This is a genomic window from Streptomyces sp. NPDC008086 (assembly GCF_042957325.1).
GTDB lineage: Bacteria > Actinomycetota > Actinomycetes > Streptomycetales > Streptomycetaceae > Streptomyces.
Window position 1 is genome coordinate 511,969 of the sequence record NZ_JBIBIA010000001.1, and the last position, 18,758, is coordinate 530,726.

Annotated in this window: 20 protein-coding genes and 2 pseudogenes; 12 read left to right on the plus strand and 10 right to left on the minus strand. The window is 70.7% G+C overall.

Annotated elements, in window-relative coordinates; all coding sequences use genetic code 11:
• Nucleotides 1-141: 141 nt before the first annotated feature.
• The 3 genes and pseudogenes from ACFZBP_RS02245 to ACFZBP_RS02255 all read right to left on the minus strand — a co-directional run bounded on the left by ACFZBP_RS02245 (nucleotide 142) and on the right by ACFZBP_RS02255 (nucleotide 1,424).
• Nucleotides 142-357, minus strand: a complete 216-nt coding sequence (locus ACFZBP_RS02245) for a hypothetical protein (protein WP_391409402.1) — start codon at nucleotides 355-357, stop codon at nucleotides 142-144.
• Between the two features lie 142 nt (nucleotides 358-499).
• A pseudogene (locus ACFZBP_RS02250) lies at nucleotides 500-697 on the minus strand (short-chain dehydrogenase/reductase); the annotation flags it as partial.
• A gap of 157 nt (nucleotides 698-854) precedes the next feature.
• On the minus strand, nucleotides 855-1,424 hold the full coding sequence (locus ACFZBP_RS02255) for a TetR family transcriptional regulator (RefSeq protein WP_391409403.1): 570 nt from the start codon (nucleotides 1,422-1,424) through the stop codon (nucleotides 855-857).
• Nucleotides 1,425-1,656: 232 nt separating this feature from the next.
• Between ACFZBP_RS02255 and ACFZBP_RS02260 the strand changes: the two are divergent.
• Both ACFZBP_RS02260 and ACFZBP_RS02265 read left to right on the plus strand, forming a co-directional pair.
• Nucleotides 1,657-1,749: pseudogene (locus tag ACFZBP_RS02260) on the plus strand (short-chain dehydrogenase); the annotation flags it as partial.
• A gap of 121 nt (nucleotides 1,750-1,870) precedes the next feature.
• The gene (locus ACFZBP_RS02265; protein WP_391409405.1) at nucleotides 1,871-2,749 is read left to right on the plus strand and encodes an alpha/beta fold hydrolase; all 879 of its coding nucleotides are present in this window, start codon (nucleotides 1,871-1,873) and stop codon (nucleotides 2,747-2,749) included.
• Nucleotides 2,750-3,145: 396 nt separating this feature from the next.
• On the opposite strand, the gene ACFZBP_RS02270 is transcribed toward ACFZBP_RS02265, so the two are convergent.
• Together ACFZBP_RS02270 and ACFZBP_RS02275 are read right to left on the minus strand one after the other, a co-directional pair.
• Nucleotides 3,146-3,832 carry a TetR/AcrR family transcriptional regulator C-terminal domain-containing protein gene (locus ACFZBP_RS02270; protein WP_391409407.1) on the minus strand — a complete coding sequence of 229 codons (687 nt, stop codon included), beginning with the start codon at nucleotides 3,830-3,832 and terminating at the stop codon, nucleotides 3,146-3,148.
• 40 nt (nucleotides 3,833-3,872) lie between these two features.
• Nucleotides 3,873-4,634 (minus strand): SDR family oxidoreductase, encoded by a 762-nt coding sequence (locus ACFZBP_RS02275; RefSeq protein ID WP_391409408.1) that lies wholly within the window; start codon nucleotides 4,632-4,634, stop codon nucleotides 3,873-3,875.
• Between the two features lie 133 nt (nucleotides 4,635-4,767).
• Between ACFZBP_RS02275 and ACFZBP_RS02280 the strand changes: the two genes are divergently transcribed.
• Entirely contained in the window at nucleotides 4,768-4,899 is a 132-nt protein-coding gene (locus tag ACFZBP_RS02280) for a hypothetical protein (RefSeq protein WP_391409409.1), read from the plus strand.
• Nucleotides 4,900-4,986: 87 nt separating this feature from the next.
• Here ACFZBP_RS02280 and ACFZBP_RS02285 read toward each other — a convergent pair whose 3' ends face one another.
• Nucleotides 4,987-6,669 carry a cellulase family glycosylhydrolase gene (locus ACFZBP_RS02285; RefSeq protein WP_391409410.1) on the minus strand — a complete coding sequence of 561 codons (1,683 nt, stop codon included), beginning with the start codon at nucleotides 6,667-6,669 and terminating at the stop codon, nucleotides 4,987-4,989.
• A 713-nt stretch (nucleotides 6,670-7,382) separates the two neighbouring features.
• The gene (locus tag ACFZBP_RS02290; protein ID WP_383452994.1) at nucleotides 7,383-7,517 is read right to left on the minus strand and encodes a hypothetical protein; all 135 of its coding nucleotides are present in this window, start codon (nucleotides 7,515-7,517) and stop codon (nucleotides 7,383-7,385) included.
• Between the two features lie 134 nt (nucleotides 7,518-7,651).
• On the opposite strand from ACFZBP_RS02290, the gene ACFZBP_RS02295 reads away from it, so the two are divergent.
• From ACFZBP_RS02295 to ACFZBP_RS02315, 5 genes are read left to right on the plus strand one after another with little or no spacing between them, the layout of a single operon-like run.
• Nucleotides 7,652-8,050: a DUF2795 domain-containing protein gene (locus tag ACFZBP_RS02295; RefSeq protein WP_383452992.1), complete on the plus strand. Its 399-nt coding sequence runs from the start codon at nucleotides 7,652-7,654 to the stop codon at nucleotides 8,048-8,050.
• Entirely contained in the window at nucleotides 8,043-8,462 is a 420-nt protein-coding gene (locus ACFZBP_RS02300) for a CBS domain-containing protein (protein ID WP_383452990.1), read from the plus strand. The genes ACFZBP_RS02295 and ACFZBP_RS02300 overlap by 8 nt, the downstream gene beginning before the upstream one ends.
• A gap of 4 nt (nucleotides 8,463-8,466) precedes the next feature.
• Complete coding sequence (locus tag ACFZBP_RS02305; RefSeq protein WP_391409412.1) at nucleotides 8,467-9,156, plus strand: diguanylate cyclase; 690 nt, start codon at nucleotides 8,467-8,469, stop codon at nucleotides 9,154-9,156.
• A gap of 6 nt (nucleotides 9,157-9,162) precedes the next feature.
• Nucleotides 9,163-9,705 (plus strand): DJ-1/PfpI/YhbO family deglycase/protease, encoded by a 543-nt coding sequence (locus ACFZBP_RS02310; protein ID WP_391409414.1) that lies wholly within the window; start codon nucleotides 9,163-9,165, stop codon nucleotides 9,703-9,705.
• The gene (locus ACFZBP_RS02315; protein ID WP_391409416.1) at nucleotides 9,706-11,799 is read left to right on the plus strand and encodes a catalase; all 2,094 of its coding nucleotides are present in this window, start codon (nucleotides 9,706-9,708) and stop codon (nucleotides 11,797-11,799) included.
• A 62-nt stretch (nucleotides 11,800-11,861) separates the two neighbouring features.
• Here ACFZBP_RS02315 and ACFZBP_RS02320 read toward each other — a convergent pair whose 3' ends face one another.
• Nucleotides 11,862-12,116: a DUF6158 family protein gene (locus tag ACFZBP_RS02320; protein ID WP_383452982.1), complete on the minus strand. Its 255-nt coding sequence runs from the start codon at nucleotides 12,114-12,116 to the stop codon at nucleotides 11,862-11,864.
• A gap of 62 nt (nucleotides 12,117-12,178) precedes the next feature.
• On the opposite strand from ACFZBP_RS02320, the gene ACFZBP_RS02325 reads away from it, so the two are divergent.
• Nucleotides 12,179-13,285 (plus strand): Vms1/Ankzf1 family peptidyl-tRNA hydrolase, encoded by a 1,107-nt coding sequence (locus ACFZBP_RS02325; RefSeq protein WP_391409418.1) that lies wholly within the window; start codon nucleotides 12,179-12,181, stop codon nucleotides 13,283-13,285.
• 200 nt (nucleotides 13,286-13,485) lie between these two features.
• Here the strand turns inward: ACFZBP_RS02325 and ACFZBP_RS02330 are convergent, their stop codons facing one another.
• A complete protein-coding gene (locus ACFZBP_RS02330; protein WP_391409419.1) occupies nucleotides 13,486-15,105 on the minus strand; it encodes an ATP-binding cassette domain-containing protein in 1,620 nt (539 codons plus the stop codon).
• Between the two features lie 242 nt (nucleotides 15,106-15,347).
• Nucleotides 15,348-16,001, minus strand: coding sequence for a histidine phosphatase family protein (locus tag ACFZBP_RS02335; RefSeq protein WP_383449301.1), 654 nt, complete (start codon nucleotides 15,999-16,001; stop codon nucleotides 15,348-15,350).
• Between the two features lie 72 nt (nucleotides 16,002-16,073).
• On the opposite strand from ACFZBP_RS02335, the gene ACFZBP_RS02340 reads away from it, so the two are divergent.
• From ACFZBP_RS02340 to ACFZBP_RS02350, 3 genes are all read left to right on the plus strand, one after another.
• A complete protein-coding gene (locus ACFZBP_RS02340) occupies nucleotides 16,074-17,567 on the plus strand; it encodes a phosphatase PAP2 family protein (protein ID WP_391409422.1) in 1,494 nt (497 codons plus the stop codon).
• Between the two features lie 110 nt (nucleotides 17,568-17,677).
• A complete protein-coding gene (locus ACFZBP_RS02345; protein WP_391409424.1) occupies nucleotides 17,678-18,535 on the plus strand; it encodes a methyltransferase domain-containing protein in 858 nt (285 codons plus the stop codon).
• Between the two features lie 44 nt (nucleotides 18,536-18,579).
• Nucleotides 18,580-18,750 (plus strand): hydrophobic protein, encoded by a 171-nt coding sequence (locus ACFZBP_RS02350; protein ID WP_383449304.1) that lies wholly within the window; start codon nucleotides 18,580-18,582, stop codon nucleotides 18,748-18,750.
• Nucleotides 18,751-18,758 lie beyond the last annotated feature (8 nt).

Below are 18,758 nucleotides of genomic sequence, written 5' to 3' on the forward strand. Positions count from 1 at the left end.
GGCGACCGCCCTCGCCGTCCGACGGATCACCCTTCGTCGGACGGCAGCGGCGCCTTCGGTCCCCGCCTCACCGATACGCTGTCGTGCGACTCGACACGGGGGCACCGGCGCGGTCGCCTTCCCGCGCCCGCGCTTGAACGACTACTCGTACTCGGAGATGTTGAAGAACACCTCGATGTCGCCGTGGGCCCGTGCCGCCGCGGCCATCAGGCTGACGGCGTCGGTGCAGTACGGCGAGAGGCTCAAGTAGGGGCGCCGAGCGCCCTTCAGCGCGGCGGTCACGTCGGCGATGGTGAGCAGGTCACCGACGAAGACCTCCGCCCCGGCCTGGCGGAGCCCCTTGGGCGCGTTCGCCACCCTGCCGCACGAACGCCCGCACCAGGTTCATTGCTCGAGCAGCATGTCGACCATCGTCCGGCTCACAGCACCGTGTCCGGCTCACAGCACCGATTTCGCCGGCGGCACCGTGATCAGGGCGGGATCGCGCTCCGGCAGCGCGTCAGCCGGCCAGGCGGTTGATCTTGCGGATCTGCTTGTCGAAGGCCCGGGCGGGAACGAGAAGGCGCAGTGTGCTCACGCGTCCCGCCAGGGGGCCGGCGGTGTAGCGCAACTTCGGCCTGGCGTCGGTCGCCGCCGCGACGATCGCCTCGGCGACGACGGCGGGCGCGTCGCCGTCCCTGACCGCCTCCGTCAGTACCCGCATGGGCAGGCTCAGTGCGCGGGAGAGGTGCGAGAGTGCCATCCGCGCGGCGATCGCCAGGCGGGTCGGCACCACGCGGCCTTATCCCTTCGACTCTCCCCCTGACAAGAAGGCGACGGCGCAGTCGTGGGAAGCGTTCCGGATGGAGGATCCGTCAGCGCATGCCCGCCGCGTCGAGCAGGGTGATCACCGTGGGCGCGATGAGCCCCTTCAGCGTGTCCGCGCCGATGCCGGCGCGGGCGCTGCCACCGTCGAAGACCAGGCTGAGCTGCCGGGCCAGCAGGCCGGGATCGCCCGCCCCGCCCTGCTCGGCCTCGGCGCGGAAGAAGGCGGTCAGGCCCTCCTTGACCCCATGGGCGACCCGACTGGCGGGGTGGCTCTGGTCCTTGAGCTCGATCTGCGCGGCCAGATAGGGGCAGCCGTAGAACTCGGGCGCGCCCGACTGCGCTTCCACCTGCTCGAAGACATGCAGGATCCGCTCCCGGGGGGAGCGGTCGTCGTCCGCCGCGGGCAGGAGTGCCGCCACGTAGGCGGCAGTGCGCCGCTCAAGACTCGCCGCGATCAGTTCGTCCTTGCTCTGGAACAGCTGGTACATGGAGCGCTTGGACACTCCCGCCGCCTTGCACAGCGCCTCGACGCCGATGTGGACACCGTCTCGGTAGGTGAGCGCGGCCGCCGCCTCCAGCAGTCGCTCCCTGGGGCTTCGTTTCACTTCGGTGGTCATGCTGTGAGATTAACTCGATTCCGACAAAATGAAAACCGATCGGTTTTCAGGGGGGCGGGAGGGGCTCGGTGACGGCCTTGAGGGGAAGGGCCGTCGCCGAGCCGTGATGGTGTGCGCCTGTCGCCCCCGGCGCTGGGCGCCACGGCCCAAGAAGAGGATGAGCTTGCGCTCGGAAACCGATCGGTTTACTGTGATGAAAACCGAACGGTTTCCTCTCCGTGTGGAGGCAGTCATGACCGCTTTGAAAGGCGCTGACGTCTTCGTCACCGGTGGCAGCAGGGGCATCGGCAAGGCGCTGGTGGAAGTGCTGTACGCCAAGCCGGCCAAGTAGGTCGCGGACCACAGCGGGGGCCGTAGGCCGCGCGCCACCGGTGTCCTCCTCCCAGTCGAACCCGCACCCGCACCCGAATGACCCATTCGCAGTTCACGCACAAGGAGTCGGCGAAATGCCCAGCCAGGAATCACGTCCCACGATCCACGTCCCCGGGACGACCAGCCACACCATCGCCCCGCGCGCGGGACTTGACGGCCGCGAGGGAACTCTGCGCTACCTCAAGGCGGGCAGCGGCGCACCCCTGGTCCTGCTGCACACCGTGCGCACCCAGGCCGAGCACTTCCGCCACCTCATCCCGCTGATCGCCGACCACTACACCGTGTACGCCCTCGACCTGCCGGGGATGGGCCACTCCGAGATCGTGCCCGGCGCCTCCTACGACGAGCCGGCCATGCGCACGGGCGTCGAGCGGCTCCTCACCGAACTCGACCTCCACGACGTGACGCTGGTCGGCGAGTCCATGGGCGCGGTGCTCGCCCTGACCACCGCGGCCGATCTCCCGGAACGGGTCCGACGCGTCCTCGCGGTCAACACCTACGACTTCCCCGGCGGAATCGCCCGCTCCGGCCTCCTCGCCCGCGTGGTGATCAGCGGGGTCCTCGCCCCCGGAGTGGGACCCGTGATCGCCGGGGTGGAGCCCAGGCCCGCCCTCGCCAGAATCCTCCAGGGCGGCCTCGGCGACAAGAGCGCACTGCGCGCGGACTACGTGGACGAGCTCCTACGGGTGGGCCGGCGCCCCGGCTACACGACCGTCGCGCGAGGCGTGTACCAGGCCCTGCCCAGCCTCATCGCGGCCCGCTCGCGCTACCCCGAGGTCAAGGCACCCGTCCACCTCGTCTACGGCGAGAAGGACTGGTCCCGCCCCTCCGACCGGGACGCCAACAAGAAGCTGCTTCCCGCCGCCGACTTCACACAGGTCCGGAACGCCGGCCACTTCATCGCCCTGGAACGGCCCGACGTACTGGCCGACATGCTGAACGCGGTGGCGTAAGCGTCCCGAGAACGCCGTGGTCACCCCCCTTTCGGGGGTGTCGCGTGGGTGCGATCCGATCAACCGTCGTTCTCGCGAAGGCGCCGTGGCATGCAACCTGTGTTCAACCTCGCCGGGTCGCCTGACCTGCTGACCTTGGCTTGTTCGTGAGACAGCAGGACGGCCGTTTTCACGCTTCGGCGTGTCGAGCAACGTCGGGCCGGCTGGGAGTGCTGGGTGCGACTACCAGGCGGCCGGTGAGCCGTCGGTGTCTCGCCAGAGCGGATTGCGGCAGCGGTGGCCGCGTTCGGCGGCGGTGCGGACCGGCGCACGCCGACAGTACCGGGAGGCCACCTGCACCTGTGCCGGTAGGGCGGCGTTTCGGGGTCCTGGCGGCGTGGACTGGTGGTCCGGGGTTCAGGATCGGGTGCTGTAGCGGGCGAGCATGAGGGCGACGGCTTCGTCCACGATCGCGGCGTCGGTGGGGTTGGGCGGGACGAAGTCGGTCCGTACGAGCTGAGGCCACAGGAACTGGCTGCAGATCATGCCGAGGAACTGTTCGGCCACTGCGGATGCCGACTGCGGCTGTCCGTCGGCCGCACGGAAGTCGAGTGTGCCGGCCTGCGCTTCGGCTTCCAGGTAGTCGCGGAGCCGGTCGAAGAAGGGGCCGCGGTCGATGGCGAAGCCGGTGCCGACGATGTCAGCGAGTTCCGGCATCTGGGGGAGTTCGGTGATGATGAGGCGGCACAGCGCCGCCGTGCCCGGCCGGGCGACCAGGCAGGCGTAGTCGCGGCCGATGTGGTCCAGCCCGTACCGGGGATCACCGGGCGGGGGCGGTTCGGCGTACTCCACGTCCAGCTGCCACTGTTCGGAGGTGACGGCGGTGAACAGTGCGGCCTTGGAGGGGTACCGCTTGAAGAGGGTGCCGGTGGAGACACAGGCCTCCTTGGCGATCTGGGCAAGGGAGGTCTTGTCGTATCCCCGGGCAAGGAAGAGGTCGCGGGCGGCGCGGATGATGCGCGCGCGGTTCTCCTCTTTGATCTGCGCGTGATACCCGGCCTGGCACGTGTCGCCACCGGTTCCCGCTCGGTCCTCCACCGACATCCCTACGCCCCTCGCCCGTCTCCCGGCCGCGTCCTCGCTGTCAGAGGACGGTCTGGCCGCCGTCCAGGATAAGGTCCTGGCCCACCGCGAAGGCGGAGGCGTCGGAGGCCAGGTAGACGACGGCTTCCGCGACCTCCTCGGGCATACCCATGCGTCCCAGCGGGATGGTGGAGCTGATCCCCTTCACAACCGCCGCCTGCACTGCGGGGTCCTCGATCCCGAGCTTGGCGGCGGAGTACAGCGGGGTGTCCACCGGGCCGGGGCTGACCGCGTTGAACCGGATGCCGTGCGAGGTGAGCAGGTCCGCGTTCCACGACCGCATCAGGGAGCCGACAGCCGCCTTCGTCGCGGCGTAGGCGTTCGAATGCCCGTAGCCGCCGTGCGCGCTGTTGGACGCGTTGAGGATGACCGAGGACGGGTTGGCCAGCACGGGCACCAGGGCCTGGGTGAGAAAGAAGACGCTCTTGACGTTGATGTCGAAGAGCCGGTCGTAGCTGTCCTCCGTGTGATCCTCGAAGGGCCGCCAGTCCGAGACACCGGCGTTCAGGAACGCCACGTCCAGCTCCCCGAAGTGCTCACGCACCTGCTTGGCCAGGCCGCGCTGCGCATCGAGATCGCGTGCATCGGCCTGCACCACCGGCACATTGCCCCCGAGGATCTGCCGGGCCCTGTCGATGCTGGCGGGGGTTACGCCTGTGACCAGCACGTCGGCCCCCTCCGCGATAAAACGCTGGGCGGTCTCCAGGCCGATCCCGCTCGTGCCGCCGGTGATGAGGGCGCGCTTGCCCGCAAGACGATTCATGGTCATTGTTCCCTGCCGAGGCGTAAGGTAAGTCGGGCGACTCACCATAGGAAGGTAACCCCCGCCCCACTCTTGAGGCAAGTCGATCCACTTACCATGGGCGGCCTGGAGCGGTCCGGCCGCGCCGGAGAAGGTGGCCGACACCGGCTCGAAGGCCATGTCGCTGCCGTCCGCGAGGAGCCGGGCGATGGTGGCCTCCCGGGCGATCTCGGCCCAGAGCGTCTCCACCGCCTGCGCGATGACTGTCCTCGGCACGGCCGTGTGATGTCCGGTTCGTGATCACGGGAGGCCGAAGAGCGCGGGCGGGCGCCTCATCCGGTACGACCGCGAAGGCGGCCAGACAGACCCGTTCTCAGGCAGAGGTGCCCGTGACCGCGGTGCCGGACCTGGCCAGCGCGTACGTCAAGATCGCCCCGCTCCAGAAGTGGAAGGTGAGGGTCACGGCGGCGCCGTCGGTGACCTCGTCGAAGAACGCGGTCGGCAAGGTGATCGTGCCCGCGGTGTGTTCCGGTATGAAGGCCACGTTGAACTGCTTGTACGTCGTCCAGGACTGCGGACCGGCGGCGGTGCCGTCGGCGTAGACGGCTTCCATGGTCGCCAGCTTGTCTCCGTTGAACGCGGTGGGTATCACCAGCGAGGTCGTCGTACCCGTCGCGCTCGTCAGTACCGGCTTGTCATAGGTGATGACGTTGACGGCCCAGGGAACTCCGTCCGTGAACCGGAGGGACAGGACGGCATTCGTGCCGTGCTCCTGCGACGCGGTCAGCCGGCCGAGCGTCGCCGCCGCGATCGTCAGCGTATTGCCGCTGACGGTGTAGTCCACGCCCCGGACCAGAGGGTGGGCGCCGACATCGATCCTCATCAGCCTGGTGCCGTTGAGGTTCAGCGTGATCGTCGCATCCGTCGGGGTCTTGCCCTTGGGCACGAAGAGCTGATCAGTGGACGCGGTGCCGGAGCGCCCGGTCCAGCTCGACCGTATCTGCGCATAGAGGCTCGGGTCGTTCCACTGCATGGTGCGGCGGTTGAAGCGACTGCCGTTGTCCCACAGCATCGTGGTCAAGCCCCGGTAGCGCGCGTAGTGGCCGAGATACTCGAGGTACTTGAGCGTCTCACCCTCTTCGACCGTGCCAGGGCCGGAGTCCCAGCCGAGCAGCCCGTACTCACCGACGACGACCGGGATCCCCTTGGCCACGAAGGATCTGTGCAGCAGGTCGAACGTGTCGGTCAGGTCCTGCTGGGTGGTCGCGTTGAAGGTCGTGTAGCCGGCGAGGTTCACGCTGAAGGGCCAGAAACTGTAGTAGTGGATCGAGGCCACGAGGTTCGGGTCGTCGAGCGCGGAAAAGGTGGCGAGCAAGGTTTCGATCTTGGCCTGATCCGGGGTGTCCCCGAGGGTCGGCATGACGAGCAGGCGGTCGGCATTGCCTCCGCCGGTCGCGCGCACCACGGAGTGGAAGGTCGTGTTGAGCTCGTGCATCAGAACGGCGTTCTGCTGGTCGCCGGAACTACCGTTGAAGAAGGGCTCGTTGATGCTCTCGAAGAGCAGTCGTCGCGACGCGTCCCGGAAGGTGGCCGCGATCTGCTGCCAGGTGGCCGTGTAGCGGGCCAGGACGGCGTCATGCTGGGACGGCATGTTCGGCACCCACTGCCAGGCGTCGCCGTGCATGTTGATCAGAACGTAGAAGCCCTCGGCCAGGGCCCAGTCGACCACCTGCTTGATCCTGGCCAGGAACGCCGGGTCGAGGGTGTAGGTGGGACCGGGGCCCTCGTGCTGGCCCCAAGTCACCGGTATCCGGATGCTCTTGAAGCCCTGCGCCTTCACCTTGCGCAAGAACGCCTGGGTCACCCGAGGGTTGCCCCACGCCGTCTCGTCGGCGCCGATGGCCTCGAAGCTGTTGCCCAGATTCCAGCCCGGCTGCATGTTCGCGACGACGTCCAGCGCGGACGCCGACGCGGCGGAACCAGTGGAACGGGCAGCGGCCTGGGCGGCCGTCGGGACGGACAGCGCCGTGGCGGCGAGGGCCGCCGAGGTCGTCATGATCTGACGGCGAGTGAAACCGGCTGAACTCGGCATAGAGAACTCTCCATTGAGTCGAAAGGCCTGTTCCTCAGGTCGAAGACACTCAGCGTCGAAGCGCTTCGACACGTTGCGGGAGCCTAGCGCAACCTGGCGACGGAGAGAACGGGCTGATCCGTGTGGAACCTGCATCGAGTTTCGAAGGTTGCGAGTCGAAGCGCTTCGCCTGATGAGGCGTCAGACCGGTGTCACGCAAGCTCGTCGGGGCTTCTTGCTCGCTGCCGTCGATGCCGACCAACCGGCGGTCACCCAGCGGGAGATCTCACGCCTTCTCTGCACCCGGCCCGCGAGCAACTGACCGGAAAGTCCCGACAAGCCACTCGTCATCGGGGCGCTTGGGTCGCGCCTTGGTCCGGGACAGTGCGTGCGGCGCCACCCAGGTGGTCGGTAGGGCCGGCGGTTGCGAATCTCCTGGCTGTTCGGCTACCGCCGCCTCACCATCCGGCAGGAACGCAAGGGCAGCCGCCTCCTCGCCCTTCTCGGCCTCGCCTCCGGACCTGGCACGGGCCCTGGGCGAGGCCGAACAGGGCAGGTGCGCTTAGGGCGGGACGTACTACCCGATGACCGGCGGTCCTCGTCCTGACGCCCCGGCTCCATGTGCTCAGAGTGCTCCGGCGCCCCTGGCACAACAACCGATTCGGAGCGTGCCCGGCGGCTGTCGGATCGGCCGGCGCTCAATGGGCCCGCGCCGCCCCCTTCGGCCGGTCCGGCTCGACCGGTTCCTTCGGCAGCAGCAAGTCCTCGTAGCGGCCCAGTGCCAGCACCATGCCGAGCATGAGAAGTGGGAGCAGCACAGCGAGCAGTGCCATGACCTGGTCCTTCCCCGGAGCAGAACGTGCGTGGGGGGTACCGGGCCGGGTCTCCCTCCTTCCGCCGCGCAAACCCTGTGTCGCCCCCGGATGTACGGGTACGCGGTGCGCACGCCGAAGATCTGGAGGGAGTCATGCAGCGAGGCAGTGACCGGCTGAGCGTTCACCGTGACGACGAGATGAAGCACGAACTCCAGGGGCTGCTGCGGTCCGGGCACCCCACCCGGACGGAGGAGTGGCACGACCCGGAGCCGACCGCGGACGACGATCCGCAGGTCGCGGGCGGGCCGGTGACGCCGGGAGGTACGGCCTCCCTGGCGACGGTCCGGCTGGAGCTGGCGCGGATCCTGGGCCGTAGCGCCTTCCCGGCGAGCCCGCGGGAACTGAGCACCGCCCTGCGCCGCGGGTACGCGCCCGACGCCCTGGTCGAGTCGCTGGAGCGGCTGCCGCGTTCGACGCGCTACGCCAACGTCCAGCAGCTGGCCGAGGCCCTGACCGGGGCCGGGGAAAGCGGGGGCACCAGGAATGGCTGACTTCGTGAGGGACGTGATGACGCCGGGTGTGGTCGCCGTCCGCCCGGACGCCTCGCTCGTCGAGGCCGCGCAGCTGATGCGGGCGCAGGACATCGGGGATGTCGTGGTGGCCGACGGGCAGGACGTCGTGGGCGTCCTCACCGACCGTGACATCACGGTGCGGGCGGTCGCCGACGGCGCCGACCCGCTGACGGTGAGCGCCCGGTCGGTGTGCAGCCGGGACCCGGTGCTGATCGACCCGGGCGAGCGGGTGTCCGTGGCGGTCGCGCTGATGCGCGAGCACGCGGTGCGGCGACTGCCGGTCGTCGAGGACGGGCTGCCGGTCGGCATCGTCAGCCTCGGGGACCTCGCCGAGACCCAGGACCCCGACTCCGCGCTGGCCGAGATCAGCCGCGCGGCTCCGGACGAGTGATCGGATGAGCCGGGACCAGGCCACCGAGATCAGCGGCTCCGGTGTCACCGAGGACATCGGCGACGCCACCGTCCGCTATCTGCTCTACGGGCTGCTGCCCGGCTGGTTCGTGCCGGGCGTCGCCGACTGGTGGATGCACCGCCGGACCCGGATCCAGGAGACCGCGGGCGTCAAGGAGTCACTCATCCTCCCCCGCTGCCTCAAGGGCGTGGGAGGTGCCCCCACGCTGATGATGACCGAGGTCGGCATCCCCATCGCGCTGACCCTGCGCTACGAGGTCAACCCGCCGCTGCTGAGCGTGCAGCCGGGCGCGACCGCCGCGCACGAGGCGACCGCGCTGTGGGACGTGCGGACGGCCGTGGACAGCGACCGCGAGGTCAGGCCGGTCGAGCAGCACATCCACAGCTTCCTGGAGTCGCTGCCGTTCGGCGCGCTTTCGGCACTGATGTGCCGGCACGCCGACCAGGTGAAGTCCCTGGTGCGCGGCGGCCGGGGCGATCCCGACGCGTGGCGGCTCGTGCCGCGCCGTCGGCCGCTGTCGCGGGGCTGTCTCGCGGGCATCGGCGTCGCGATCGGGGCCTGCGTGCTGCTGCCGTACGGCGAGGAGCTGTGGCGTTTCCGGCGGGCCCGGCGGCGGGACGAGAAGCGCTTCACGAGCGACGAGGCCCGGTTCAGGGCCACGGAAGGACGTTGAGACATCATGCGTATCGCATTTCTGACCGCACCCGAGGGCGTCGAGCAGGTCGAGCTCACGGATCCCTGGCAGGCGGTGGTGGACGCGGGCCACGAGCCGGTGCTGGTGTCGACGAAGCCGGGCACGATCCAGGCGTTCCACCATCTCGACAAGGCGGAGAAGTTCCCGGTGCAGGAGGTCGTGGGCGAGACGTCCGCGGACTCCTTCGACGCCCTGGTCCTGCCCGGCGGCGTCGCCAACCCGGACTATCTGCGGACGAACAGCAAGGCCGTCGGCTTCGTACGGGACTTCTTCGACCAGGGCCGGCCGGTCGCCGCGATCTGCCACGCCGCCTGGACGCTGGTGGAGGCGGACGTCGTACGCGGGAGGGTGCTGACCTCCTGGCCGAGTCTGCGGACGGACGTCCGCAACGCGGGCGGCACCTGGGTGGACGAGCAGGTGCGGACCTGCGACCACGGCTCCAACAAGTTGGTCACCAGCCGCAAGCCGGACGATCTGAAGGCGTTCTGCGAGACGTTCCTGGAAGTGTTCGCGAAGGAGGCGTCGTAAATGGGGGACCGCAAGCAGGAGCAGCGGGAGACCTTCCACGCGGACGACCCGAAGGGCGGGCCGCTCACCACCGACCAGGGCGTCGAGGTCCACCACACCGACGACTCGCTCGCCGCCGGCGAACGCGGGCCGACGCTGATGGAGGACTTCCACTTCCGGGAGAAGCTCACCCACTTCGACCACGAACGGATCCCGGAGCGGGTGGTGCACGCGCGGGGCGCGGGCGCGTACGGCTATTTCGAACCGTACGAATCGTGCGCGGAGTTCACGCGCGCGGCGTTCCTCCAGGATCCGTCCGTGCGGACCCCCGTGTTCGTGCGGTTCTCGACCGTGCAGGGCCCGAAGGGCTCGGCGGACACCGTGCGGGACGTGCGCGGCTTCGCGACCAAGTTCTACACGTCGGAGGGGAACTACGACCTGGTCGGGAACAACTTCCCGGTCTTCTTCATCCAGGACGGCATCAAGTTCCCCGACTTCGTGCACGCGGTGAAGCCGGAGCCGCACAACGACATCCCCACCGGTGCCTCCGCGCACGACACCCTGTGGGACTTCGTGTCGCTTCAGCCGGAGACGCTGCACGCGATCATGTGGCTGATGTCGGACCGGGCGATCCCACGCAGCTACCGCATGATGCAGGGCTTCGGCGTGCACACCTTCCGGTTCGTGAACGCGGACGGGAAGGGCACGTTCGTGAAGTTCCACTGGAAGCCGCGGCTGGGTGTGCAGTCCCTGGTGTGGGACGAGGCGCAGGAGTGCCAGGGCCGGGACCCGGACTTCAACCGGCGTGACCTGTGGGACGCGATCGAGGCGGGCGAGTACCCGGAGTGGGAGCTCGGCGTCCAACTCGTCGCCGAGGAGGACGAGTTCGCGTTCGACTTCGACCTCCTCGACGCCACGAAGATCATCCCGGAGGAGCAGGTGCCGGTCCGTCCGATCGGCCGGATGGTGCTGGACCGCAACCCGGAGAATTTCTTCGCCGAGACCGAACAGGTCGCCTTCCACACGGCGAACGTCGTCCCCGGGATCGACTTCACCAACGACCCGCTGCTCCAGGCCCGCAACTTCTCCTACCTGGACACGCAGTTGACCCGGCTGGGCGGCCCCAACTTCGCCCAGCTGCCGGTGAACCGCCCGGTGGCCCCCGTACGCACCAACCAACGCGACGGCCACCATCAGAGCGCGATCCACCGCGGCACGAACTACTTCCCGAACTCCCTCGGCGGCGGCTGCCCCGCGCACGCCGGTGTCGACGGCAGCGCGTACACGCACTACGCCGAACGCGTCGACGGCGCCAAGATCCGGCGTCGCAGCCCGAGCTTCCAGGACCACTACAGCCAGCCGGCGATGTTCTGGAACAGCATGGCGGACTGGGAGAAGCAGCACATCGTCGCGGCGTTCCGGTTCGAGCTCGGCAAGGTCGGCGCGAAGGAGGTGCGGGCCCGTACGGTCGAGCATCTCGCCCAGGTGAACGGCGATCTGGCAGCGCAGGTGGCGCGCGGCATCGGGGTGCCCGAGCCGTCCGGTACGCAGGCGGCGGACAAGCTCTCCTCCCCCGCGCTGAGCCTGGAGTCACTGCGCGGCGACGGTTCGATCCGCACCCGGCAGATCGCGGTCCTGGTCACGGACGGCGTCGACACCGCACAGGTCGACTCGGTGCGGGAGGCGCTCACGGCCGAGGGTGCGATCGTCGAGGCGCTGGCGCCGACGGACGGCACGGTCGCCGGCGCCCACGGCGACCGGTGCGAGGTGGACCGCGCCCTGCCGACGGTCGCCTCGGTGCTGTACGACGCCGTGGTGCTGCCCGGCGGCCCGCACGGCACCCCGCACACGGCCGCCGACCAGGACGCGATGCGCTTCGTGCGGAGCGCCTACCGGCACGGCAAGCCGGTCGGCGCGCTCGGCTCCGGTGTCGGTGTCCTGGCCTCCCTGGAGCCGGAGGGCGTACGGCTGTCCGCCGAGTTCCACCACACGGTGTCCGACCAGGGCGTGGTGACGGACACGTCACCGGGCCCGGCCAGCGCGGACTTCCTGGAGGCCTTCAAGGCCGCGGTGTCCGCGCACCGCCACTGGGGGCGTCCGCCGGTGGGGAGCTGAGTCCGCGGGTGCGTGAACCGTGGCTGGCGGGGTGTGCGGGTTTCCGGGGCACGCCCCGCTCGTCACGCGCCGCGGTCGCGGGCGCCGTCACGGGTGCGGCCCGGGGCCACCGTGCGGCGCGGATTGCGGCGCAGGTACTCGCCCTCCAGTTGCGCCATGCGTTCGTTGTGGGCCCGCAGCGCGCCGTTCGAGCCGTACAGCAGCGTGTCGTGACGCGTCCGGTGGATGGTCTCCAGCTCCTTCATGAGCTGTTGGTCGTCCAGCCGGCTGGGGTCGACTCCGGTCATCGTGGTGCCCCGCTCGTCGTGTTCAATCATGCGGTCCGGGTACCCGCCCCGGGAGCACACAGCACCCGAGCGGCGTACAGGAGAGACAGACCATGGATCTCGCCTTCCTGAACCCACTGTACGAACACCCCGGGCCTTGGGCCTCCGTATACGTGGACACCTCCCGGCACACGGAGGACACCCCGCACGAAAGGCACCTGGCGGCTCGGGCCCTGTCCCGCGACCTGGCCGGGCAGGGCGCCGACGACGCGACCTGCCGGGCCGTGCGGGGCGCGCTGGAGGAACTGGAACACTCCTCCGAACCGCACGGCCGCGCGATCTTCGCCCGAGCGGGTGACGTGGTCCTCGACCCGCCGCTGGCCCGCGCCCCACTGCGCGACAGCGCGCACTGGGCGCCGCTGCCGCACACCGCTCCGCTGCTGGAGCTGGCGGGTGAGGACCCGGTGTGCGTGGTGGCCTACGTCGATCGCCGGGGTGCCGCGTTCGAGCTGCGCACGGCGCTGGGCCGGCAGGACGTCGGTGCGGTCACCGGCCGGCAGCGTCCGGTCCACCGGACGAGCACGGTCGACTGGTCCGAGCGGCACTTCCAGCTCAAGGTGGAGAACACCTGGGAGCACAACGCGGCCGAGATCGCCGACGCGCTCACCGTCTGCCAGGAGGAGACGCGGGCCGACCTGCTGATCCTCGTCGGCGACGACCGGGAGCGGCGGTCGGTCCACGACCGGCTGCCGCGGCGGCTGCACGACCTGGTGGTCGAGGCCCCGCACGGCACGGGGAGCCGGCTGCTCGACGAGGACGTCGAACGGGCCCGTGAGGAGCATGTGCGGCAGCGGGCGGCGCGGGAGCTGGAGCGGTTTCTCGCGGCGCGGGAGCCGGGGAGCGGGGAGCGTGCCGGGGCGGTGGAGGGGGTGCCCGCGCTGGTCGAGGCGGCGCGTGAGCACCGTATCGACGAGCTGCTGATCCGGCCGGATGGTCCTGACGCGCACCGTGAGGTGTGGATCGGTGAGGATCCCGACCAGGTGGCGGTGCGGCGTACCGATCTCAAGATCCTCGGCGAACAGCACTCCTGGCCGGCGCGGGCCGACGACGCGCTGATCCGCTGCGCGGTCGCCACGGGTGCGGGGGCGTTGTCGGTGACCCCGGCCCCTGAGGCCCAGACCCCGGCCGGCGGCCTGGGCGCCCTCCTACGCTGGCCCTGACCCAAGCCTCCTCGCCCCCGCCGCCCCTACCCGTCCCCTCCTTCTGGGGCTCCGCCCCAGACCCCGCTCCTCAAACGCCGGAGGGGCTGGATCTTTCAGCCCGTCCGGCGTTTGAGGACGAGGCCCGCAGGGCCGACAGCGGGGGTCTGGGGGCGCAGCCCCCAGGGATGGGACGGGTAGGGGCGGCGGGGGCGGAGAAGCTAGCGGGCTCGCTCCACGCGTCGTTCGTCCCAGACCGCCTCCGCCGTCTCCCGGACCCGCCCGTCGCTGCCGAAGACCAGGTACCGGTCGAAGGACCGCGCGAACCAGCGGTCGTGCGTGACGGCCAGCACCGTCCCCTCGAAGGCCTCCAGCCCCTCCTGAAGGGCCTCCGCGGACTCGAGGTCGAGGTTGTCGGTCGGCTCGTCGAGGAGCAGCGCGGTGACACCCTCCAGCTCCAGCAGCAGGATCTGGAAACGGGCCTGCTGCCCGCCGGAGAGACGGTCGAAGGTCTGCTCGGCCTGGTGGGTGAGCTCGTAGCGCCGCAACCGGGACATCGCCGCACCCCGGTCCTGGGCATGCTCCTTCCACAGAATGTCGAGCAGCGTGCGCCCCATCAGCTCAGGATGCGCATGCGTCTGCGCGAAGTGCCCGGGCACGACCCGCGCCCCCAGCTTCCATTGCCCCGTGTGCGCCACGTCCTCCCCGGCCAGCAACCGCAGGAAGTGCGACTTGCCGGAACCGTTGGAGCCGAGGACCGCGACCCGTTCGCCGTAGAAGACCTCCAGCGAGAACGGCTTCATCAGGCCGGTGAGTTCGAGCCCTTCACAGGTGACGGCCCGCACCCCGGTACGCCCGCCCTTGAGCCGCATCCGGATGTCCTGCTCCCGCGGCGGCTCCGGCGGCGGCCCCGCCTCCTCGAACTTGCGCAGCCGGGTCTGCGCGGCCCGGTACCGGGAGGCCAGGTCCGCGCTGTTCTCCGCCGCTTGACGGAGCGTCAGCACCAGCTTCTTCAACTGGGCGTGCTTCTCGTCCCAGCGCTTGCGCAACTCCTCGAACCGGGCGAAGCGTTCACGCCGCGCGTCGTGATACGTCGCGAAACCGCCACCGTGCACCCAGGCGTCCGCGCCGGCGGGCGAGGGTTCCACGGAGACGATCTTCTCGGCGGCACGGGCGAGGAGTTCACGGTCGTGGGAGACGAAGAGGACCGTCTTACGCGTCTCCTTCAGCCGCTCCTCCAGCCACCGCTTGCCGGGCACGTCGAGGTAGTTGTCCGGTTCGTCGAGCAGCAGCACCTCGTCGGTGCCCCGCAGCAGCGCCTCCAGCACCAGCCGCTTCTGCTCGCCCCCCGACAGGGTCCGCACCTGCCGCCACTGCGCCCTCTCGTACGGCACCCCCAGCGCGGCCGTGGTGCACATGTCCCACAGCGTCTCCGCCTCGTACCCGCCCACCTCGGCCCAGTCCGCGAGGGCCTGCGCGTACTTCAGCTGGGCCGCCTCGTCATCGACGGTCATGATGCCGTGCTCGGCCGCGTCCACCGCCTGCGCGGCCTGCCGGATACGCGGCGGCGCGACCGACACCAGCAGATCCCGCACGGTCGTCTCGTCCCGCACGGACCCCACGAACTGCCGCATCACCCCGAGCCCCCCACTCACGGTGACACTGCCCCCATGCGGCTTCAGCTCCCCGGAGATCAGCCGCAGCAGGGTCGTCTTCCCGGCCCCGTTGGGCCCGACGAGCGCCACGGCGGCCCCTTCCCCCACCCGAAACGACACATCGCCGAGCAGCGCCCTCCCATCGGGAAGGTAGTACTCGAGATGCGCGGCTTCCAGATGTCCCATAGGGCCGCATTCTGAGGTGACCGCACGGCACCGGGCAAACCCTTATTGCCCGTCCGGCGTTCAAGGCCGAGGCATAGCCCTCCCGGTCCCCCGCCCGCCCAGGCAATTCCAGCCCGTCCGGCGTTTGAGGACGAGGCCCGGAGGGCCGATGGCGGGGTCTGGGGGCGCAGCCCCCAGCGGGGTCGAAGGGGCGGAGCCCCTTCAAGGGATGGGACGGGTAGGGGCGGCGGGGGCGAGAAAACCTACTCGGGGTCCACCACCCGTCCCGCCGGCCCACCCTCCCCCACCGGAGCCACCACGGCACCCGCCCACGTCAACGCCTTCCAGCCATCCACCGGCGACCCCTCGAGAACCACCACCCCGGTGTTCTCCAGCGGCCGCGCCGCCGCGAACGACACATCCACGTTGTCCGCCCGAGCAGCCGCCCACAACCGGATCACCGCACCATGACTGACCATGGCCACCACCCCGGCCCCGCTCCCCGCGGCCTCAGAAACCACCGCGTCGTACCGCGAGAGCACCTCCGCCCCGCTCTCACCCCCCGGCATCCGCAGCCCCACGTCCCCGCCCGCCCAGGCGAACACGGTCTTCATGTAGAGCTCCCCCTGCGCGGTGTCCCCGCGCAGCATCTCCATCTCCCCCGCCGACACCTCACGGATCCCGTCCCGCACCAGCACCTCGAGCCCCCGCGCGGCCGCCAACGGCGCCGCGGTGAGCTGCGTGCGGACCAGCGTGGAGGCGTACACCGCCTGGATGTCCTCGCCGGCCAGCGCCGCGGGAAGCGCCGCCGCCTGCCGCTCCCCGAGCGCGGTGAGCCCGGCGCCCGGAACAGCCGTGTCCAGCAGGAAGTCCACGTTGGAGGGCGTCTGACCGTGGCGGACGAGGAGCAGGCGCATCTACGGGTTCCTCCGTGTGTCGGTCACCGCCGGCCGGACAGCAATCGGCCACTTCAGGGTACCCAGGCCTGTATGAGCCCAGACGTCGACCTCACCGTCCCGAAGTCCGGCCGGCACGCCTTGCGCGACCGGCTCCTAGCCCTCGACTCCCGGCTGTTCGAGTTCGCCGCCGAGCGGAACTGGCCGTACGCCGAGCCGGTCCTGCCGCGGCTGAGCCGCAGCGCGAACCACGGTGTGCTGTGGTTCGCGACGGCCGCCGTGATCGCCGCCAGCCGGACCCCTCGGGCCCGCCGGGCCGCCGCCCGGGGCCTCGCCTCGCTGAGCCTGGCCTCGCTGACCATCAACACCGTCGGCAAGCGGTCGGTGCGCCGTCCCCGCCCCGTCCTGGACCCGGTCCCGCTGGGCCGCCAGCTGAAGCGGCAGCCGATCACCACGTCGTTCCCGTCGGGGCACGCGGCCTCGGCGGCCGCGTTCGCCACCGGAGTCGCGCTGGAGTCGCCCGCCTGGGGCCTGGCGGTGGCTCCGATCGCCTGGTCGGTCGCGCTGTCACGGGTGTACACCGGCGTCCACTTCCCGAGCGACGTGGTGGCGGGCGCGGCGCTGGGCGCGGGTGCCGCGTTCGCCGTACGGGGCATGGTGCCGACGCGTGACCGGCTGGAGCCGCCGGCCCGGCCCCGTACGGACGTCCCGGCGCTGCCGGACGGCGACGGGCTGGTCGTGGTGGCCAACCAGGGGTCGGGCAGCTCCGACCGGGTGCACGCCCTGCTGGACCTGCTGCCGCGTGCCGAGCTCGTCGAGTGCGAACCGGCGGACGCCCGGGCGGAGTTGCGCAAGGCGGCGGCCCGGGCCCGGGTGCTCGGGGTGTGCGGGGGCGACGGCACGGTCAACGCGGCCGCCGAGGTGGCCCTGGAGCACGGCCTGCCCCTCGCGGTGCTGCCCGGCGGCACGCTGAACCACTTCGCGTACGACCTGGGTGTGGAGGACGAGCGCGATCTGAGCCGGGCCCTCCAGCGGGGCGAGGCGGTGCGTGTGGACGTGGGCCGGTTCACCTGCGACGGGCGGCAGGGGGTGTTCCTCAACACGTGCAGTCTCGGTGTGTATCCGGAGCTGGTGCGCGAGCGGGACCGCTTCTCGTCCCGGGTGGGCGCCTGGCCGGCCGGGGTGCTCGCGGCACTGCGCGTCCTGCGCCGCGACCGTCATCCGCTGCACGCCGAAGTCGCGGGCCGCGCCCACCCGTTGTGGATGCTGTTCGCCGGGAACGGCACCTACCACCGGATGGGCCTCGCCCCGGCCCGGCGTCTGAACCTCGCGGACGGCGTGCTCGACGTACGCGTCGTGCACGGCGGACGCCGGCCCGCGCTGCGGCTGCTCGCGGCCGCCGTGGCGGGCCCGCTGACCCGCTCGCCGGCGCATGCGGCGGTCCAGGTCGGCCGGCTGCACCTGTCCGGCGTCACCCCGGGCGCGCTCCTCGCGTACGACGGTGAAGTCACCGAGGTGGGCGGCGACGTGACGCTGGAGAAGCTGCCGGAGGCGCTGACGGTGTACCGGCCGCTACCCGGATCCTGACCTGAACTGACACCTCATCAGTCCGTATGGTAAAACGCTGGTCTCACCATTCGACATGCGGACGTACCGTGTCGGGTACCGCCCGGCAGGACGAGACGAGGGGAACAGCCATGTCGAAGGCCGACGAGAGCACACCGGAGAACGCGCGGGAGACCGCACGGGAGACCGCCGTCTACACCCACGGGCACCACGAGTCCGTGCTGCGCTCGCACACCTGGCGTACGGCCGCCAACTCGGCCGCCTACCTGCTCGGCTCCCTGAAGCCGCACATGCGGATCCTGGACGTCGGCTGCGGTCCGGGCACGATCACCGCCGACCTGGCGGCCCTGGTGCCCGACGGGCGGGTGACCGGTGTCGACCGGGCGCCGGAGATCCTGGAGCAGGCCGGGGCCACGGCGGCCGGCCGCGGTCTGACCAACGTCGACTTCGCGGTCGCCGACGTGCACGCCCTGGACTTCCCGGACGACACCTTCTGCGTCGTCCACGCCCACCAGGTGCTCCAGCACGTCGGTGACCCGGTGGGCGCGCTGCGCGAGATGAGGCGGGTGACGAAGCCTGGCGGGTTCGTCGCGGTCCGTGACTCGGACTACGCGGCCATGACCTGGTATCCGGCGTCCGGGGGCATGGACGCCTGGCTGGACCTGTACCGCCGGGTCGCCCGCGCCAACGGCGGGGAGCCGGACGCCGGGCGGCGGCTGAAGTCGTGGGCGCTGCGGGCGGGGCTCACGGACGTCGTGGCCACGTCGAGCACCTGGACGTTCTCGACGCCGGAGGAGCGGGCCTGGTGGAGCGGGCTGTGGGCGGACCGCACGCTGGCCTCGGCGTATGCCGAGCGGGCCACGGAAGGCGGGCACGCGAGCGCGGACCAGCTGCGGGCCGTGTCGCAGGCGTGGCGGGAGTGGGGCCGGCGGGAAGAGGGCTGGTTCAGTGTTCTGCACGGGGAGATTCTGTGCCGTAAAGATGCCTGAATCGCGATTTCCTGGAAACACGGTGAGCAGGAGGTCAAAAAACTATGGTACCTATTCTGCTCGTGCTGCTGCTGGCCCTGATTCTCTTCGGCGCCGGATTCGCACTGAAGGCGCTGTGGTGGATCGCGATCGCGGTTCTGGTGCTGTGGCTCCTGGGTTTCGTGATGCGCGGCACCACCGCGGCAGGAGGCCGGGGGCGCTGGTATCGATGGTGAATCCGAGT

What these genes read in the sequence shown, in the direction of transcription:
- ACFZBP_RS02255 (WP_391409403.1), bottom strand. Translation starts at nt 1,424, where the DNA reads ATGACCACCGAAGTGAAACGAAGCCCCAGGGAGCGACTGCTGGAGGCG.
- ACFZBP_RS02265 (WP_391409405.1), top strand. Translation starts at nt 1,871, where the DNA reads ATGCCCAGCCAGGAATCACGTCCCACGATCCACGTCCCCGGGACGACC.
- ACFZBP_RS02270 (WP_391409407.1), bottom strand. Translation starts at nt 3,832, where the DNA reads ATGTCGGTGGAGGACCGAGCGGGAACCGGTGGCGACACGTGCCAGGCC.
- ACFZBP_RS02275 (WP_391409408.1), bottom strand. Translation starts at nt 4,634, where the DNA reads ATGAATCGTCTTGCGGGCAAGCGCGCCCTCATCACCGGCGGCACGAGC.
- ACFZBP_RS02285 (WP_391409410.1), bottom strand. Translation starts at nt 6,669, where the DNA reads ATGACGACCTCGGCGGCCCTCGCCGCCACGGCGCTGTCCGTCCCGACG.
- ACFZBP_RS02290 (WP_383452994.1), bottom strand. Translation starts at nt 7,517, where the DNA reads ATGGCACTGCTCGCTGTGCTGCTCCCACTTCTCATGCTCGGCATGGTG.
- ACFZBP_RS02295 (WP_383452992.1), top strand. Translation starts at nt 7,652, where the DNA reads ATGCAGCGAGGCAGTGACCGGCTGAGCGTTCACCGTGACGACGAGATG.
- ACFZBP_RS02300 (WP_383452990.1), top strand. Translation starts at nt 8,043, where the DNA reads ATGGCTGACTTCGTGAGGGACGTGATGACGCCGGGTGTGGTCGCCGTC.
- ACFZBP_RS02305 (WP_391409412.1), top strand. Translation starts at nt 8,467, where the DNA reads ATGAGCCGGGACCAGGCCACCGAGATCAGCGGCTCCGGTGTCACCGAG.
- ACFZBP_RS02310 (WP_391409414.1), top strand. Translation starts at nt 9,163, where the DNA reads ATGCGTATCGCATTTCTGACCGCACCCGAGGGCGTCGAGCAGGTCGAG.
- ACFZBP_RS02315 (WP_391409416.1), top strand. Translation starts at nt 9,706, where the DNA reads ATGGGGGACCGCAAGCAGGAGCAGCGGGAGACCTTCCACGCGGACGAC.
- ACFZBP_RS02320 (WP_383452982.1), bottom strand. Translation starts at nt 12,116, where the DNA reads ATGATTGAACACGACGAGCGGGGCACCACGATGACCGGAGTCGACCCC.
- ACFZBP_RS02325 (WP_391409418.1), top strand. Translation starts at nt 12,179, where the DNA reads ATGGATCTCGCCTTCCTGAACCCACTGTACGAACACCCCGGGCCTTGG.
- ACFZBP_RS02330 (WP_391409419.1), bottom strand. Translation starts at nt 15,105, where the DNA reads ATGGGACATCTGGAAGCCGCGCATCTCGAGTACTACCTTCCCGATGGG.
- ACFZBP_RS02335 (WP_383449301.1), bottom strand. Translation starts at nt 16,001, where the DNA reads ATGCGCCTGCTCCTCGTCCGCCACGGTCAGACGCCCTCCAACGTGGAC.
- ACFZBP_RS02340 (WP_391409422.1), top strand. Translation starts at nt 16,074, where the DNA reads ATGAGCCCAGACGTCGACCTCACCGTCCCGAAGTCCGGCCGGCACGCC.
- ACFZBP_RS02345 (WP_391409424.1), top strand. Translation starts at nt 17,678, where the DNA reads ATGTCGAAGGCCGACGAGAGCACACCGGAGAACGCGCGGGAGACCGCA.
- ACFZBP_RS02350 (WP_383449304.1), top strand. Translation starts at nt 18,580, where the DNA reads ATGGTACCTATTCTGCTCGTGCTGCTGCTGGCCCTGATTCTCTTCGGC.